The following is a 16,687-nucleotide window of genomic DNA, read 5'->3' as shown; positions in this document are numbered from 1 at the left end:
CAATCGACATCATCAAAGGTATCAGTGGTAAGTATGGTAACAAGTCTAACGACTACTTCGCCACTAACAAGTCTAGTAACAAAATCCATCTCGCCAAACTCGCCAACCCATACAAGGGTCCTGCTACCGAGAAGCAGAAGGTGCAGCGCGAGAAGTTCGCCAAGCAGCAGGCTGCCAGCAGCGCATGGCTTAATGCTAACCGCCCGAACGAGAAGAACGGCATCAAGGGTACTCCTATCTACCAGTATGCCCTGAAGCTGAAACGCACCTTCGCCTTCTCTAACGTCAACCAGGTGTTGTTTAAGTACATGGACAAGGAGTTTAACATCAAGTTGCCTGACTCCATCGATGCACCTAAGGTGGACGACGAGGATACCGGTTCTACTACCAATCCTGGCAGCGGCGACCAGGGTACTGAGCAGAAGCCCGGTGGAAGCGACCAGGGTACAGAACAGCCTGGTGGCGGAGGTCTGGAGGGTTAGTCTTCCGTTTTCTTCTTAACCATAATCCCTTCATCGTCACAGCGCTCCTTGTTGTCAAGGGGCGCTGTATTCTTTATCCACGGAGCACACAGATGACACAGATTTTATTTGGCCGTGTGTTCCGTGGATAATTTCCGTGTGACATTAAACTTTACTTACTTTAGAGTTTGCAGAATATGGTCTAACTCATCGAGCTCTTCTTCTTTAGTTGCCCAACTCGTTACGAAACGGCAGATGATTTCGGTATCGCTCTTTCTTTCCCATATCTCGAAGGCTACTTTCTTGGAAAGGGCATCATAGAGGGTAGGTGAGAGGATGACAAACTGCTGATTGGTGGGGGAATCGTAGGCTATGGCGATGCCGTGTTTCTGGAAAATGCTGCGGAGGCAAGTTGCCATGGTCATGGCGTGGCGCGATACCTTGAAATAGAGTTGGTCGGTAAAGAGCGTGTCAAACTGGATGCCTAACATTCTGCCTTTGGCAAGTAAGGCTCCATGACGCTTTACATTAGTGAAGAAGTATTTCGGTGCCTTCATTCCTGAGAAAACGACAGCTTCGCCCATCATGGCGCCCACTTTTGTTCCACCGATATAGAAGACATCACAATGGCTGGCAAGGAATGGCAAGTCGTAGTCGCAGGCTTCTGATACCAGACCATATCCCAGTCGTGCTCCATCGATGAAGAGACGGAGGTCGTATTTCTGACAGGTTGCATAGATCGCAGTCAGTTCTTCCTTGGTATATACCATTCCAAACTCTGTTGGCATCGAGATATAAACCATGCCAGGCTGTACCATGTGAGGATGCGTTTCGTCTGCAAGAAATGTATCCATATAGGCTGACAGGGTATTGGCAGACAATTTGCTATTCTCTCCCGGCAGCGTAATGACCTTATGACCAAAGGCTTCTACTGCCCCCGACTCGTGTACCTCAATATGGGCTGTATCTACCCCTATCACTCCTTCGCATCCCATGAGGACGGAATCGATGACGGTGGTATTGGTCTGTGTACCGCCTACAAGAAAGAACACATCGGCATTCTTATTGTCGATGGCTTTACGTATCTTCTCTTTTGCTGCTTCTGAGTATGGATCAAAACCATATCCAGAGGTTTTCTCTTTGTTGGTAGTGCCTAAAGCGTCCAGTATCTCTGGCAACATACCATTGTTGTAATCACTTTCGAATGAAATCATAGTTTTTTATCTTTTTACGTTTTACTATATTAATATTTTTTTATGTCGCACGGATTGCACGGAAAGATTTTTGGGGGGTTGCTTCGCAAGATGTTTTGGAGTAGCGAAGACAGAGTGAGAGCGCGCTTTCACTATGCTGAGTCACGACAAAACAAACCATAGGTAAATCTTTGGAGGAAATCTTTAATGAAATATGGCCTTTGGCCAGAAATAATAATCTTTAACTAGAATCTCTAAACCATAACCCATAACCTGTAACCCATAACCTGTAACCCATAACCTATAACCTAAACGCTCTGTGTGTTCCTTGAATCATTTCCGTGCGACTTTATTCACTCATGATGGTAGGGTTCTCCCTTGATGATGGTACATGCACGATAAATCTGTTCGGTGAAGGTCATGCGTATCATCTGATGAGAGAAGGTCATCATCGACAGGCTGATTTGATGGTTGGCTCGCTGATAGACAGCGGGGGAGAAACCATAAGGGCCTCCGATGATGAAGACCAAGCGACGCGCTGTGGCACGCTTTTGTTCCAGCCATGCTGCAAATTCGATACTTCGCATCTGCTTGCCGTGTTCATCAAGCAAGACAACGGTGTCTGACGGTTGTAGCTGGCGGAGGATGAGTTCGCCTTCGGCCTGTTTCTGCTGCGCCTCACTCAAACCTTTCGTATTTTTCAGTTCGGGGATGGTTACTATCTCAAAGGGCATGTAGTGGCCGATGCGTCCCACATAATCGTCTATAATGGTAACAAAATGCTTGTTGACGGTTTTGCCTACTTGCAGGAGTACAGTCTTCATGTGGTTCTATGATTTTCGGGGGTATATTATCTTGATGAATGGAAACCTTCAAGATTCGCATAGCGATGGTTCATCATTCTGCGATAGATGGCCTTCATCCATATTGGCATGGCGAGCGTGAAAGCCAGTCCGATGATGGTGAGAATGGTGTATGCTGTGGTATCTCCGAATAATGCGCTCAACAGGCTGACCAGAATGATGGGCACGAAGAACACGATGAGTTCTATGAACATCTGGAGCTTGTTTTCCATCTGATTGCGTCCTGTGATCTTCTCATTCAGCGGAAGTGTCTGTCTGTTCCATATTGCCATGTGAAACAGCAAGCAGTATTCCGGACCGATAGTGATGAAGATGTATGCCAATATCATCATCAAAGAGAATTTCCCTGAGATGATGGCAGGAAGCAGCAACAGAAACGGGATGAGAACGATGGCGCTATAGAAATAGTATTTCGCGCGTAAAAGTGTGAGGATGTTCTCCCGATAGACCATGAGCAGGTCGATATAGTTTCCCTCCGGTCCCATGACCTTGATGAGGTTTACTGCTCCGAAGAACACAAAACAATACAGGCACCAGATGTTGAGCATAGTAGGTGAATCGTATATATCGGTATAGGCGATAAGCAGCGACAGCATGACGATGATGCAAATGCCCTGGATGAAACGTCCGCGAATGGCTTTATTGCGCATGGTGCTCTTAATCTCCAGTTTGAGATATTCTCCCATCTGTCCAAAGCGGTTGAGCAGGTTGAATTCTGACACGTGCTTGAGTTTGGTCTTCTCTTGTTTGGATATCTCATCATAGATAAAGTGCATCTGCAACCATCTGTTGAGTGAGAACAGCAAAACAAGCAATCCTGCCCACAACAATACCGACATCCAGGAAAATCCGTAGTCGCAGAGGAAGTCCATGATATAATCCACAGATTTATCTATCTCTTTGTCGCTCATCAGCAAGAAGGGGAGTATGCAACAGCCATAGAACAGGGCGGGTAATATCCAGTAGTACACCTTCTGATTGACGAGTGTACGTACCAGCAGATACCATTGGCTGTTGACCACCACCATCATCAGCAGCAACAGCGTCATGCCGACAGCGGCTATGAATGGTGTTCCTCCACATATATTAATAAAGAAATAGGGGATGAAAAGTGTGAGATAGATAAGGGTGCTGCTGGAAAACAGCTGGTCAATAAGAAAACAGTCGATGGCACGGTAGCGACTGAAGGGCATGAGCAGGTAGGGCTTGACGAGCATGAGTGGTGTCTGCTGTGCCAGAAAGCGCGAACCGAAATCCAGTATTAAGAAAAGGGGCATGAGCAACAGGATGAACGCCGGCTCATGACTTTTTGCCGAAGCCCATCCGAGAAATGTTCCAATTCCTATCATATAGATTGCCATGAAACCCAAAAAGATATATCCGAAGAGTTTGCCATATTGGTTTGCTTCGAACATGACACTACGCTTCGCACTTAACTTATTGTTTCTGCGCAGCAGCAGATAGAGTTTGAAAAAGGATATCATCGTAAATCAATAATTTCGGCATTAGGACAAACTTTCTTGTTGAAGCGAAACAGTCCATCGGAGAGGTTGGCACGCTTGAAACCGCTGATATTTACCGTGGTCCATTTTCTGTTTTGCATCATGCGCACCTGTGAGGGTACGTAGCTTTGGCGCGAGATGGTGACAATCATTTCTCGGATGGCATTACGTTGCGATTTCATGGTAACGATATAATGCTGTCCCTTGGTCTGCAGGGAGAGGGTGTAGCCCCGGCGATAGAGATAGATAAAGCCATAGGGGTTGATGGCTTGCAGTTCGCTGGCGGTAGGGGTGTTGATGTTTACCTCGTCGTTTTGAGGAACATAGGTCCATTGGGTCTTGCCGTCAAACCATACGATTCCTGCCGATGTCTTGGCATAAAACTTACGACCCTTTACCGAGATGGTACCGCTGGCACCGGTGTTCTGCGCTCCACGGATGGTAAAAGCGGCTGTAACGCCTCCTTTGTTAGACAATACCTGGGCAGTCTTGTCGAGAACACTCTTGGCGCTCTGTGCTGCCGCAGTAGTAAAGATGGTAGCCAAAAGGCCTATAATCCATAATCTGATTTTTATCATGATGATCTGTTTTTAGATATACTGTTTATGTTGTGATATGCGATAATGGAGATTTGAATATCAATGGCGCAACTGGTTTAAAATGTTTTCCAGACTTACCTCATCCTGAATGAGCACCTCGCGTGGCTTACTGCCCTGGGCAGCACCGACCACTCCTGCACGTTCGAGCTGATCCATCAGTCTGCCTGCACGGTTGTAGCCAATGGCAAATTTACGTTGGATAAGACTGGTGCTTCCGCTTTGATTCATGACAATGAGTCGTGCAGCGTCCTCAAACATCGGGTCGAGGTGTGACATATCGACATCAGCTGCTTCACCAAGGTCACCGTCGGCAGTATCAGGCTCAGGCAGTTCGAAGGCCGACGTATAGCCCTGTTGCTGCGAGATGAAAGTGTTGATGCGCTCCACTTCCGGAGTATCAACAAAGGCACATTGTACGCGCACAGGTTCTCCGCCGTTGAGGTAAAGGAGGTCGCCTCGTCCTATGAGCTGTTGGGCTCCAGGACGGTCGAGAATGGTGCGTGAGTCAATCATGGCACCGACACGGAATGCTATGCGGCTTGGGAAGTTGGCCTTGATGGTACCGGTGATGATATTCGTAGTAGGACGCTGGGTGGCGATAATCATGTGGATACCCACGGCACGTGCCAACTGAGCGATACGTGCGATGGGGAGTTCCACCTCCTTGCCTGCTGTCATGATGAGGTCGCCAAACTCGTCGATAACGACCACGATATAGGGCAGAAAGCGATGGCCGTTCTCTGGGTTCAACTGGCGACTGATGAATTTCTTATTATATTCCTTGATATTACGTGCCTGTGCTATTTTCAACAGGTCGTAACGGGTATCCATCTCTTTACACAGCGAGTTGAGCGTACGTACCACCTTGGTAACATCGGTAATGATGGGGTCGGCATTATCATCGGGAACCTTGGCAAGGAAGTGTTTATCGATAGATGAATAGACGCTAAATTCCACCTTTTTCGGGTCAACAAGTACAATCTTTAATTCCGACGGGTGCTTCTTGTAGAGCAACGAGGTGATGATGGCATTAAGACCTACAGACTTACCTTGTCCTGTTGCACCAGCCACCAGAAGGTGAGGCGCCTTTGCCAGGTCGAACATAAAGACCTCGTTGGTGATGGTCTTACCCAACGCACAAGGCAGTTCCATGGTTGTTTCCTGGAACTTCTTGGAATTGAGAATAGACTCCATCGACACAATATTGGGTTTGGCATTAGGAACCTCAATACCGATGGTGCCCTTGCCAGGAATCGGTGCGATGATACGAATGCCGAGTGCTGACAAAGACAATGCAATATCATCTTCCAGATTGCGGATGCGCGAGATGCGCACACCAGGCGCAGGCGTAATTTCATAGAGGGTGATGGTAGGACCAACGGTAGCTTTGATGCTGCTAATCTCCACTCCGAAATTGCGGAGCACATCGACGATGCGTTTTTTATTGGCATTCTGTTCCGCCATGTCAATATATGGTTTGCCGTCATCGTCGTATTTCTTCAAAAGGTCGAGCGTGGGGTAGTGGTAGTTTTCCAAATCGAGCTTGGGATCATAAGGCGTAGAAAGACTGCCATTCTCACCTGCCAAATTCTTACCTGTGGCTTTTTCCTCTTTTTCGCCAGTATCAACGGTCATTTCCACGGCACTATCGTCAGCAACAGGTTCTGTTGACAAGCCTTTATTGCCTGGTGTTTCAGACCGTTGTAACGTGGGGATAGGTTCCGTCTGTGGGTCGTTCACTTGGTCGAACTCCACAATCTGTGCATCGGGATCGTCAAACACTTCAGGGTCTTCCACCGTCTCCAAGGTAGGTGTGTCCGCCTCCGGCTCACCTTTACCCACTTGAATCTCCATGTGGATCTTCTTGGCATAGCGTAAAGGATTGAAAATCTTGCGGATAATAATAATGGTTTCGGCACTCAGATACGTCAGAAACGCAATAGCCAGGATGATGAGCAATAGCGTTAAGCCCGGTGTGCCAACCAGTCCTTCTACCACATCGCAAGCAGTCTGTCCGTAATCGCCTCCGGGATTGTAGTGCATATCGACGAACAGCGGCGATAGGAATTTAGCCAACGTGAGTGACGACCATAGCATGATGAGGGTCAGACACATGAACCATTTCAACAAGTTGACTTTATAGGTCAGCAACATGCGGATGCCCGCAAGGAGGAGAAAAAACGGAATGAGGAAGGCAGGGAGACCAAAACATTTCTTGATAAAGAACCAAGAAACCTTCGCGCCCAACGAACCGCAACTGTTGGTAAACTCACCATTGAGATTGAGAATCTCACCGGCACGTGGATTCTCCAATATGCTTTGGTCGGCAGCTCCCGTGCCGAAATAGGAAATGAAAGCGAAGGCCATAAATCCTGCAATGGCAATCAATAACAAGCCTAAAAAGGGGAGAATGCGATCGCTAAAGTGTATTTTATCGAGGCCAAAAGTCTCTCTTACTGATGGTGTCTTGGGTTCTTTCTTTTTTCTTGCCATAATATATGATGGTGGTATGTTTTAATGATTTAATATGCAAAAGTAATGGAAAATTGTCAGAAATCAACATTTTATCGTGTTTTTTTTGTATTTTTGCACACCGAAAACAAATGATAGATGAAAAAGACCATTTATAGTAAATACGACAAGAAGTTGATACCCAGCCTGCCACGTGTACTTTTCGAGGGAAAAATCGAGGTTGTAGTCAGCGAGACCGAGGCAGAAAAAGCGGTCGATTACCTGCTCAGCCAACCCATTATCGGACTGGATACAGAGACAAGACCCTCATTTAAGAAAGGACATACCTATACGGTATCGCTACTTCAAGTGGCAAGCCACGATATCTGCTTTCTCTTGCGTCTCAACTACCTCAAATTTTCTCCATCCATCAAGCGTTTGCTGGAAGATACTACAGTACCCAAGATAGGGTTGTCGCTCCACGACGACGTGAAGATGCTCCATAAGATTGGCGAATTTGAACCAGGACATTTCATCGACCTTCAGGATAGAGTCAAAGAAGTCGGCGTGGAAGACATGAGTCTGCAGAAGATCTATGCCAACTTCTTCGGCATGCGCATCAGCAAACGAGAAAGACTCACCAACTGGGAGGCTGACATCCTGACGGAAAAACAAAAACGCTACGCAGCAACAGATGCTTGGTCGTGCATCCTGCTCTATGAAGAACTCATCAGACTGGAGCAGACCGGCGATTATGAACTCATAAAAACAGACGACGAACATGTATCCACAGATCATACTGAAGAAAGGTAAGGAGGAGAGTCTGAAAAGATTCCACCCCTGGGTGTTTTCGGGAGCTATACAGGCTATCGAAGAAGGAATAGAGGAGGGCGATACCGTTTGCCTCGTAAACAGAAATGGCAACTTCATTGCCGTGGGCCACTACCAAGAGGGGTCTATCGCCGTTCGTGTGCTCACCTTCGAGGATCGGGAAATTGACGACGATTTCTGGCATTCACGAATCTCATCTGCGTTGAAAATGCGTCAATCCATCGGCATTGCCGACTCGCCATCCAACAATACCTACCGACTGGTACACGGAGAGGGCGACAATCTGCCCGGACTTATTATAGATGTGTATGGCGATACTGCCGTGATGCAAGCCCATTCCATCGGCATGCACAAGGTCAGAAAGGAGATTGCCAAGGCACTCGTCGATGTGATGGAATCGCGCATTTCCAATGTGTATTACAAGAGCGAAACAACCTTGCCGTTTATGGACGCAACAGACATGAACGGATTCATTTACGGAGGAAGCGACAATAACGTGGCGTTGGAAAACGGACTCAAATTCCGAGTTGACTGGCTGAAAGGACAGAAAACCGGATTCTTTGTGGATCAACGCGAAAACAGATCACTCCTGGAGAAATATGCAGCAGGGAAGCGTGTGCTCAATATGTTCTGCTACACCGGCGGATTCTCTTTCTATGCGATGCGCGGAGGTGCACAACTGGTACACTCTGTTGACAGTTCGGCAAAAGCCATCGACCTGACCAGAGAGAACGTATCGCTCAATTTCCCTGGCGACCAGCGCCATGAGGCCTTTTGTGAAGATGCCTTCAAATACCTGGAGAAAGCAGGCGACAACTATAATCTGATTATCCTCGACCCGCCAGCCTTTGCGAAGCACAGAGGGGCGCTGCATAATGCGCTGAAGGGCTACACCCGTCTGAATCAGAAAGCATTTGAAAAAATAGAAAGGGGAGGCATCCTCTTTACCTTCTCTTGTTCACAGGTGGTTACGAAAGACCATTTCAGAAATGCTGTGTTTACTGCTGCTGCATTAGCAAAAAGAAATGTGAGAATACTCCATCAGCTCCATCAGCCTGCCGATCATCCTATCAATATTTATCATCCGGAAGGAGAGTACCTCAAAGGACTCGTCCTTTACGTGGAATAAAATAACATGCAATAACAGGAGGACATCGAATGGTGGAGAAAGTCAAGGCCTTCATGAGTCAGCATCAGCTGCTTGACGACAGGGAAATGTATCTTGTTGCGTTAAGCGGTGGGGCTGATAGTGTGGCATTGCTACTCGTTCTTCACGAGATGAAGATCAAGATCCATGCCGTCCATTGCAATTTCCACCTGAGAGGGGAAGAATCGGATAGGGACGAAGCGTTCTGCGAATCCCTTTGTCACAGGCTCGACATTCCCTTTCATCGCATCCATTTTGATACGCAGACCTACGCAGAACTGCATCACATGAGTATCGAACTGGCTGCGCGTGAGTTGCGATACGGCTATTTTGAACAGCTCAGAATGGATATCGGCGCGAAGGGGGTGTGCGTGGCTCATCATCGTGACGATTCGGTAGAAACCATTCTCATGAATCTGGCAAGAGGTACGGGCATACATGGCCTTACAGGTATCAGTCCACGACAAGGGAATGTGTTAAGACCCCTGTTGGGAGTGACAAGGGCAGAGATTGAACAGTTTTTGGCAGACCGTCAGCAGCCCTTTGTTACCGATTCCACCAATCTTGAGGATGACGCTACGCGCAATAAGGTGAGACATCATATCGTACCCCTGTTGAAGCAAATCAATCCGAAGGCTGCCGAAAACATTCTCCTCATGGCAGAAAGAATGGCAGGAGCAGAACAGATGATGGAAAGACTGTTGAAGCCCTTGAGAAACCAGACGGAATATACCAAACAGGAAATTCTGGAGGATGTGGGAAATGACTACCTGTTGTATGAACTCTTGCGGGATAAAGGCTTTAATGCCCGACAATGTACGCAAATTTTCAATAGCATGATGGCGGATGGTACCGGTCGTGCTTTCATGTCGAAAGACTATGAATTGGTCATCGACCGAGATCGGATTGTTATGGAAAAGCAAAAGCCTGCTTTTCGGCAGATCACAATTCCAGAACCAGGAGTCTATGTCATGCAGCATAACGAAAAACTCCGAGTCGGGATGGCAGATAAACCCCGTGACTTCAAGGTTTCCAAAGCGTCACACAAGATTACCGTTGATGCCGACAAGATACGCTTTCCTCTTGTCGTCAGACTGGTACAACAAGGAGATGTGATGATTCCTTTTGGCATGAAGGGACATAAGTTGTTGAGTGATCTGATGACCGACTGCAAGATGACACTTTTGGACAAGCGCCGCCAGCGTGTGGTAGTGGATGCTTCGGGTGTCGTGGTTTGGCTCATGGGAAAACGTTGTGACAATCGTGTGGCTGTTGATGATACTACCCAACGAATACTCACCATTGAGATTGATTTGGAAGCATAACCTCCCATAGAAATCGCTATCAGAAAATCAAAAGAGATCATACAAATATTCAATTCATCAATCATTTCATTATGGACAAACTACCGAAAGACCCCGCAATTCTAGTATCAAGCATCAACATGTTTCTGCGTGATGAAGAGTTTGACTCTTTGGAAGCCCTTTGCTATTGTTACAATCAAGAGCCACAGGCGTTGAAAGACTATCTCTACGCCCATGGATTCGTCTATTCTGAGGAACAACATCAGTTTCGACCCCAAGGCTTTGAAACCAATACCGACCTTTGACCGCTCTAACGAATACTATGACGATGAATATTCCTCATGATGCTATAGAAACAGCCTATAGCTTCTTTCACCAAAAGCAACGAATCTATCAATTTTCTACCCTGTCGTGGCAGAAAGACGATATTGAAATGGCTATTGCTGATTATGTAGAATCGATGAATGAAGATCTTTATGCCAGATTGGCAAAAGGTAAACCCGACTTCTTGCGCGACCATAGGCGTTTTGCCGAAGAACTCCTGGATGCGGTAGAACAGTTGGAACAACTGCTTTAACCGCTTGAAAAAGAATACGGAAAGAGACACGTTAACAATATAGGATGGTAATCCATCAATCGCCCTGATGAAGATTATTCATGTGGATATGGATCAGTTTTTTGCTGCTGTAGAACAGCAAGACAATCCAAAACTAAAAGGCAAACCTATTGCAGTAGGACATGATGCCGAACGTGGTGTGGTGTCAACAGCAAGCTACGAAGCCAGACGCTTTGGAGTACATTCGGCACAGTCTATTCAGTTGGCCAAACGGCTATGTCCAGAACTCATCATCGTAGAGCCCCATTTCCAACGATACAAAGAAGTATCGGCACATTTGCACGAGATATTCCACGAATATACCGACCTCATAGAACCCATATCCCTCGACGAAGCCTTTCTCGATGTAACAGAAAACAAGAAAGGCATTGAACTGGCGGTGGATATTGCAAAAGAAATCAAACAGCGCATCTATCAGACAACGGGACTTACCGCATCGGCAGGTGTGAGCTACTGTAAGTTTATAGCGAAGATAGCCTCTGACTGGCGCAAGCCCGATGGGCTGACGGTCATTCATCCCGACAGGGCATTAGACTTTATTTCCCGACTCAAAGTGGATAGGATATGGGGCGTGGGGCCAAAGACTGCAGAGAAAATGCACCACATGGGTATCTTCACCGGATTAGATCTGCGCAACACGCCCCTTAACCAACTCACGGAAGAATTTGGCAAGATGGGACAGGTGTTTTACGAATTCTCACGAGGCATAGACTCACGTCCCGTGATCAGCGAATGGGAGCGTAAGAGTGTGAGTTGTGAACAAACCTTTGACAATAACATCAGTGACAATTCCGCCGTTACCATTCAACTCTACCACATGGTACTGAATTTGGTTGGGCGGATAGAGAAAAACAATTTTGAGGGGCGTACGCTAACGCTGAAGGTCAAGTTTCAGGACTTTCAGCAAATCACCCGCAGCATTACCGTTGACCGTGTTCTCCGTTGCAAAGACGATATCCTTCCTTTAGCCAAACAGTTGATCCGTCAGGTTGAGTTTCATTCACATCCCATCCGACTGTTGGGCTTGTGTGTCTCTAACCATAAGCGTGTTAACCCGTCAGAGCCCGCTAAATATATAGAACTGGAACTGGAGTTTGAACCCTGGCCAGACGAATGACTCACAGAGTTACTTCATGGTATTATTGCGAAGAAACTCCTGATACTGCAGACCATAGCCATTGAAAACATTGATGTCAACAGGACCGTGGATGCCTGCAACACGGCCTTCAGGACTGAGTTGCCAGAATACCAGATGTACGTCAGGCTTGTACTCGCCATAACGGGCAATCCATACCTGATAACGCTGCTTGATATCAGGAGCCTTGGACAGATAGCGGTTGACGAACATCTGGCTGACGTAGAGTATGGGGCGGTGTCCTGTGGAACGCTCAACAATATTGCACCAGGTACGAATATGCTTGAATAACTGTTCTGCACCACCAATAGCGGCAATCTGAGCATGAGAGGGTTCGACATCGAGAACAGGCGGAAAGTCGCCTCGGCGAAATTGTGCATATCGCAGAAAATGGCGTGCTTGTCTTTCTGCTGAGGTTTTGAGTGACATGAAATGGTATGCTCCTACACGTATGCCCTGACGTCGTGCCTGTTGACAGTCAGCAGCATAATAGCGATTGCGGATGGAAATGCCTTCAGTAGCTTTGATATAAACAAAGGAAATGGGGAAATCAGGACGCCCCATGACATGTTTATTGTGTTTCGAACCGAGTGAAGTGATGCGAACTTGACGCCAGTTTATTGTAAACCGTTTACGTCCTTTCTCATGCTGGTGGCGAGAGATGTCGATGCCATAGATGCGTTCTGAGGTGTATTTGATTTTTTCCCCAAGGAATCTTCCCTTTCGCCATTCGCCAGCTTTTATGCCATGCGAAGAGGATTCAAATCCCCATCCTTCGGGACGGTCATTCACCCACATGCCGGTGTAACTGCTTCCATCTTGTCGTACGATACTTCCTTGTCCGGAAGCCAGTCCCAAAGTGTCCATCTGTCCATCATAACAGCCTTCGTCATCGTAACGTCGTGCTACCACGATGGTATCGTTATCCCACAGACCACAAACAATACGTCCCTGAGGATCCCGCCAGACAGCAGGACCGTTGAGCAGACCGAAATGGAATCTTCCTGCCTTCCAATAGCCACCATTGATGCGTACCGCTATCAAGGGGCGCTTTGTTTCAGGAATATAGCGTCTGCCTATGATACGACGTGTGGAATCAGTCTGCAGCAGACTCTTCAGTCGAATTTGTTCTTGTTGCAGTTGGTTGTCGTGTTGTGCTATCAAATCAAATCCCTCGTCGGTCACATTATGTACAGCAAAATAATCGTCCATAGCCTCTCTCTCTTTCCGAATCTGATCAAGCCTATGGTGAAGTGAGTCATCAGATGGTCTGCCAGCCATGATAATTTCCCATTTAGGCCCAATACCCATATTGCGGTTATTCAACCAATCGCGGTAATACCGCCAACCAATAGCAATAGCTGTTCCTACTACCAGTAGGCAGACGACAAGATCTATCCGACGTTTAGTACACATTTTTTAAACCTCCTGAACAATAATCTTTTGACTATTCTTTATTAGAATCTTCTTTAGACTTCAGATCCAGCCAGTAGTCGATGATTTGACGGGCAATGGAGAGCTTCTCTGGAATTTGTGGTAAGTGGTGACGATTGAACCACGCGCCACGTGAGAGTTCTGATCGCTGCAGATGAATGTCTCCGTTGTCATATTCTGCAAGAAACCCAACCATCAGTCCGCAAGGGTAGGGCCAAGGCTGTGAACCGTAATAGTGCAGGTTTTTGATGGTCAGTCCGGTCTCTTCCATGACCTCACGGCAAACAGCCTCTTCGAGCGTCTCACCGGTTTCCACGAATCCTGCTACAAGACCGTAGAAATCGCCACGGAAATTCTTGGCATGAACCAAAAGCACCTCATCGCCTCGGCTGACGAGTACGATGACAGCAGTAGCCAGTTGTGGCCACACCTCCTTACCACATTGTGTGCAGCGCTTGGAGATGTCTGTATGGAATTTCATAGGAGCGCCACAAACTCCACAGAATTTGGTATTACTATCCCAATAAAGCAGTTCGTGGCATTTTCCAGCGAGAAGATAGTCGTGACTTGAAAGGTGATAGTAACTCTGTCGAAGTCCACACATTTTATAGCGTGGATTGTCAGTCAGAGGTTGGTCGATACGGTAGGCTTTCGCACCAGCAACATGGAGAATGTTGGTCCAAGGCTTGAGTTCGACAGGAGGTTCGGTAGGAATGCGTAATACATCACCGTCTTTCTCCAAGACAAGGTCTGATTGACAAAATACGATATATTGTTCCATGGCTTAATCCTCCTTGAAAATAAGACGACGGTCACGTTCGATAGCCGGTTTTGTCCATTCCTCCGGTACGAATCGCCAGTTGTTGAGTGGGAGAGCTTCTACCGTTCCCTGTTTTTCTATCATTTGTGTGAGATAATAGCGTTGGTCGTGCTTGCTCATATAAATTATACGCGAAGGAATATCCTCCTTGGCAATCCCTGCACCACGGGTAAGCAGTTCGCCTCCACCGTTGCCACGATAACTGTTAAAACCCATGAGGGCAAGCAATGTGAAAACTCTTATCATGTGTGAATTGTGGATAGATTGTAATTATAATAGAAAATCGTTATCTCTGTTTCCCTTGATTGATAAGAAACTGTTCTGCGCGTTCAAGGTCGGCAGGGGTGTCAATACCAACGGTTTCAACATCAGTCAATCCGACACGAATGCGGTAGCCGTTTTCCAACCATCTTAACTGTTCGAGACTCTCTGCCAGTTCGAGGGGGGACTGAGGAAGTTGGGTGACTTCTCTGAGCACTTCACGACGATAGGCATAAAGTCCAAGATGTTTGAGATATGGATAGTGGTTGAGCCACGATTTAGGTTCCTGTCCACGTACGAACGGAATGACAGAACGGCTAAAATACAAGGCGAAGCCCTGTTTGTCGCAAACAATCTTCGGAGAGTTAGGATTTTCCGTAGCTTCCATGGAGTCAAAGCGTTTTCCAAGTGTACCAATTTGCGTTTCCTCACAATCGAAAAGCGACTGTAAGGTTTTGAGCTGTGAAGCATCAACAAACGGTTCGTCGCCCTGAATGTTAATCACGACATCAGCATCTGTACCTATCTTTTCTGCAGCTTCTTCAATACGGTCGGTACCACTTTTATGGTCAGCTCTTGTCATGATGGCGTGTCCGCCAAAACTTTCTACCACACGAGCGATGCGTTCGTCGTCGGTAGCAACATAAGCCTCGTCGAGCGCCTGTGCTGCCTTTTCATATACATGTTGTATGACTGGGCGTCCACCCAAAAGAGCCAACGGTTTGCCTGGAAACCTTGTAGATGCATATCGGGCTGGGATGATAGCTATGAATTTCATTTTTCTATAGGATTTTTTATTTGTTTTCATTGCAAAGGTACAAAAATATCCTTATGGTGCGTTAATATACGCTAACAAAAATGATAAATACCGATTTTTTTTCATACCTTTGTTCCGATTTATTGCTATTAAAATAAAATCAATGATTATTAGACTGAGATATTTCCTTACGATAACATTAGCGACGGCAGCATTGACACTACCGGCGCAGAAGATAAAAGTCGGTGCGTGTACAACGGCCGATGGTGGCGAATACCAAGGTGAGATGGTTGGCGGAAAGCCAGACGGACGTGGTCGGGCAACCTATAAAAACGGGGACTGGTATGAAGGTCTATACTCCAAAGGCAAACGTCAGGGAAAGGGTACTTATACTTTTTCCGATGGTGAAAAATATGAGGGAGAATGGTTCCAAGATCACCAGCATGGCGTTGGAACGTTCTATTTCCAAAACAATAATAAGTATGTAGGACTCTGGTATATTGACGAACAACAGGGTCATGGTAAGATGTACTACTATAATGGTGACGTCTATGATGGCATGTGGAAACAGGACAAACGCGAAGGAAAAGGTCGTTATACGTTCAAAGACGGCACTTGGTATGAAGGTCTGTGGAAAGACGACATGAAATCAGGAAAAGGTGTTTATCATTGGCCAGACGGCTCGTCTTATGACGGCATGTACGCAAATAATTTACGTGATGGCAAAGGAGTGTTCAGATACTCCAATGGTGACGTTTATGTAGGACAATGGAAAGAAGACACCCCACACGGAAAAGGTATTTATAAATTTCAGAGTGGCGACGTCTATGAAGGTGACTATGTACAGGGCGAACGTACCGGTATAGGCGTCTTCAAATTTGCCAATGGCGACAAATACACAGGAGCCTTTGTGGATGGCGACAAACAAGGCCAGGGCATACTTGTGTGGAAAAACGGGAACGTCTATCAAGGTGAATGGAAAGCCGACAAACCTAATGGATACGGAAAACTGACGATGAAGAACGGCGATGTCTTTGAAGGACAGTTCAAAAACGGAACCATACACGGACAAGGTGTAGCACGTTTTGCAGACGGGTCAAAATTCAAAGGACAGTTTATCAACGGACGAAGAAACGGACCTGCCGTAGAAGAGGATAAAAACGGCAAACGCTTTGAGGGATCCTATGTAGATGACAGACGTGACGGACGTTTTGTAGAAAAGGACGCCAACGGTAATGTTACAGCACAAGGTAACTATACAAGAGGACATCGTGAGGAAGACAAAACAAAATAAGCAACCCTTAAATAAATCA

16 protein-coding genes and 1 pseudogene are annotated in these 16,687 nt (G+C 46.7%); 8 read left to right on the top strand and 9 right to left on the bottom strand.

Features of this window, described 5'->3' with window-relative positions:
• On the top strand, positions 1 to 482 hold a 482-nt coding region (locus CIK90_RS14135; protein WP_158216027.1), incomplete at its 5' end, for a hypothetical protein.
• Positions 483 to 637: 155 nt separating this feature from the next.
• Here CIK90_RS14135 and CIK90_RS04325 read toward each other — a convergent pair.
• From CIK90_RS04325 to CIK90_RS04305, 5 genes are all read right to left on the bottom strand, one after another.
• Positions 638 to 1,675 carry a low specificity L-threonine aldolase gene (locus CIK90_RS04325; RefSeq protein WP_094464436.1) on the bottom strand — a complete coding sequence of 346 codons (1,038 nt, stop codon included), beginning with the start codon at positions 1,673 to 1,675 and terminating at the stop codon, positions 638 to 640.
• 332 nt (positions 1,676 to 2,007) lie between these two features.
• Complete coding sequence (gene rlmH, locus CIK90_RS04320) at positions 2,008 to 2,478, bottom strand: 23S rRNA (pseudouridine(1915)-N(3))-methyltransferase RlmH (RefSeq protein WP_094389939.1); 471 nt, start codon at positions 2,476 to 2,478, stop codon at positions 2,008 to 2,010.
• Positions 2,479 to 2,504: 26 nt separating this feature from the next.
• A complete protein-coding gene (locus CIK90_RS04315; RefSeq protein WP_094464435.1) occupies positions 2,505 to 4,001 on the bottom strand; it encodes a DUF5687 family protein in 1,497 nt (498 codons plus the stop codon).
• The gene (locus CIK90_RS04310) at positions 3,998 to 4,597 is read right to left on the bottom strand and encodes a LolA-like putative outer membrane lipoprotein chaperone (protein ID WP_094438993.1); all 600 of its coding nucleotides are present in this window, start codon (positions 4,595 to 4,597) and stop codon (positions 3,998 to 4,000) included. The genes CIK90_RS04315 and CIK90_RS04310 overlap by 4 nt, the downstream gene beginning before the upstream one ends.
• 60 nt (positions 4,598 to 4,657) lie before the next feature.
• Entirely contained in the window at positions 4,658 to 7,111 is a 2,454-nt protein-coding gene (locus tag CIK90_RS04305) for a DNA translocase FtsK (RefSeq protein ID WP_094464434.1), read from the bottom strand.
• 117 nt (positions 7,112 to 7,228) lie between these two features.
• Here CIK90_RS04305 and CIK90_RS04300 point away from each other — a divergent pair, with 117 nt between their 5' ends.
• From CIK90_RS04300 to dinB, 6 genes are all read left to right on the top strand, one after another.
• On the top strand, positions 7,229 to 7,882 hold the full coding sequence (locus CIK90_RS04300; protein WP_094464433.1) for a 3'-5' exonuclease: 654 nt from the start codon (positions 7,229 to 7,231) through the stop codon (positions 7,880 to 7,882).
• Positions 7,851 to 9,029 (top strand): class I SAM-dependent rRNA methyltransferase, encoded by a 1,179-nt coding sequence (locus tag CIK90_RS04295; RefSeq protein ID WP_094464432.1) that lies wholly within the window; start codon positions 7,851 to 7,853, stop codon positions 9,027 to 9,029. Before CIK90_RS04300 ends, CIK90_RS04295 begins: the two co-directional genes overlap by 32 nt.
• Positions 9,030 to 9,058: 29 nt before the next feature.
• Positions 9,059 to 10,372, top strand: a complete 1,314-nt coding sequence (gene tilS / locus CIK90_RS04290; RefSeq protein WP_094436736.1) for a tRNA lysidine(34) synthetase TilS — start codon at positions 9,059 to 9,061, stop codon at positions 10,370 to 10,372.
• Between the two features lie 71 nt (positions 10,373 to 10,443).
• The gene (locus CIK90_RS04285) at positions 10,444 to 10,656 is read left to right on the top strand and encodes a DUF4250 domain-containing protein (RefSeq protein ID WP_094436738.1); all 213 of its coding nucleotides are present in this window, start codon (positions 10,444 to 10,446) and stop codon (positions 10,654 to 10,656) included.
• Between the two features lie 23 nt (positions 10,657 to 10,679).
• The gene (locus CIK90_RS04280; RefSeq protein ID WP_094436740.1) at positions 10,680 to 10,928 is read left to right on the top strand and encodes a hypothetical protein; all 249 of its coding nucleotides are present in this window, start codon (positions 10,680 to 10,682) and stop codon (positions 10,926 to 10,928) included.
• 64 nt (positions 10,929 to 10,992) lie between these two features.
• Positions 10,993 to 12,084 (top strand): DNA polymerase IV, encoded by a 1,092-nt coding sequence (dinB, locus tag CIK90_RS04275; protein WP_094436742.1) that lies wholly within the window; start codon positions 10,993 to 10,995, stop codon positions 12,082 to 12,084.
• A gap of 9 nt (positions 12,085 to 12,093) precedes the next feature.
• Here dinB and CIK90_RS14415 read toward each other — a convergent pair whose 3' ends face one another.
• The 4 genes and pseudogenes from CIK90_RS14415 to kdsB form a co-directional block, all read right to left on the bottom strand.
• Positions 12,094 to 13,518: a GH25 family lysozyme gene (locus CIK90_RS14415; protein WP_254046273.1), complete on the bottom strand. Its 1,425-nt coding sequence runs from the start codon at positions 13,516 to 13,518 to the stop codon at positions 12,094 to 12,096.
• A 31-nt stretch (positions 13,519 to 13,549) separates the two neighbouring features.
• Positions 13,550 to 14,317 carry an NAD(+) diphosphatase gene (gene nudC, locus CIK90_RS04265; RefSeq protein WP_094436744.1) on the bottom strand — a complete coding sequence of 256 codons (768 nt, stop codon included), beginning with the start codon at positions 14,315 to 14,317 and terminating at the stop codon, positions 13,550 to 13,552.
• 3 nt (positions 14,318 to 14,320) lie between these two features.
• A pseudogene (locus tag CIK90_RS04260) lies at positions 14,321 to 14,572 on the bottom strand (bifunctional metallophosphatase/5'-nucleotidase); the annotation flags it as partial.
• 70 nt (positions 14,573 to 14,642) lie between these two features.
• Positions 14,643 to 15,395, bottom strand: a complete 753-nt coding sequence (gene kdsB, locus CIK90_RS04255) for a 3-deoxy-manno-octulosonate cytidylyltransferase (RefSeq protein WP_094389949.1) — start codon at positions 15,393 to 15,395, stop codon at positions 14,643 to 14,645.
• A 142-nt stretch (positions 15,396 to 15,537) separates the two neighbouring features.
• On the opposite strand from kdsB, the gene CIK90_RS04250 reads away from it, so the two are divergent.
• A complete protein-coding gene (locus CIK90_RS04250; protein ID WP_094436746.1) occupies positions 15,538 to 16,668 on the top strand; it encodes a phosphatidylinositol-4-phosphate 5-kinase in 1,131 nt (376 codons plus the stop codon).
• The last annotated feature ends 19 nt before the right edge of the window (positions 16,669 to 16,687 follow it).

The organism is Prevotella sp. P5-126 (assembly GCF_002251185.1).
GTDB lineage: Bacteria > Bacteroidota > Bacteroidia > Bacteroidales > Bacteroidaceae > Prevotella.
The sequence above is the reverse complement of the archived record's forward strand: the minus strand, read 5'-3'. Positions and strand labels throughout refer to the sequence as shown.

Bases quoted from the DNA above. Each gene is read 5' to 3' on its own strand.
- CIK90_RS04325 (WP_094464436.1), bottom strand. From the start codon at position 1,675: ATGATTTCATTCGAAAGTGATTACAACAATGGTATGTTGCCAGAGATA.
- rlmH (WP_094389939.1), bottom strand. From the start codon at position 2,478: ATGAAGACTGTACTCCTGCAAGTAGGCAAAACCGTCAACAAGCATTTT.
- CIK90_RS04315 (WP_094464435.1), bottom strand. From the start codon at position 4,001: ATGATATCCTTTTTCAAACTCTATCTGCTGCTGCGCAGAAACAATAAG.
- CIK90_RS04310 (WP_094438993.1), bottom strand. From the start codon at position 4,597: ATGATAAAAATCAGATTATGGATTATAGGCCTTTTGGCTACCATCTTT.
- CIK90_RS04305 (WP_094464434.1), bottom strand. From the start codon at position 7,111: ATGGCAAGAAAAAAGAAAGAACCCAAGACACCATCAGTAAGAGAGACT.
- CIK90_RS04300 (WP_094464433.1), top strand. From the start codon at position 7,229: ATGAAAAAGACCATTTATAGTAAATACGACAAGAAGTTGATACCCAGC.
- CIK90_RS04295 (WP_094464432.1), top strand. From the start codon at position 7,851: ATGTATCCACAGATCATACTGAAGAAAGGTAAGGAGGAGAGTCTGAAA.
- tilS (WP_094436736.1), top strand. From the start codon at position 9,059: ATGGTGGAGAAAGTCAAGGCCTTCATGAGTCAGCATCAGCTGCTTGAC.
- CIK90_RS04285 (WP_094436738.1), top strand. From the start codon at position 10,444: ATGGACAAACTACCGAAAGACCCCGCAATTCTAGTATCAAGCATCAAC.
- CIK90_RS04280 (WP_094436740.1), top strand. From the start codon at position 10,680: ATGAATATTCCTCATGATGCTATAGAAACAGCCTATAGCTTCTTTCAC.
- CIK90_RS14415 (WP_254046273.1), bottom strand. From the start codon at position 13,518: ATGTGTACTAAACGTCGGATAGATCTTGTCGTCTGCCTACTGGTAGTA.
- nudC (WP_094436744.1), bottom strand. From the start codon at position 14,317: ATGGAACAATATATCGTATTTTGTCAATCAGACCTTGTCTTGGAGAAA.
- kdsB (WP_094389949.1), bottom strand. From the start codon at position 15,395: ATGAAATTCATAGCTATCATCCCAGCCCGATATGCATCTACAAGGTTT.
- CIK90_RS04250 (WP_094436746.1), top strand. From the start codon at position 15,538: ATGATTATTAGACTGAGATATTTCCTTACGATAACATTAGCGACGGCA.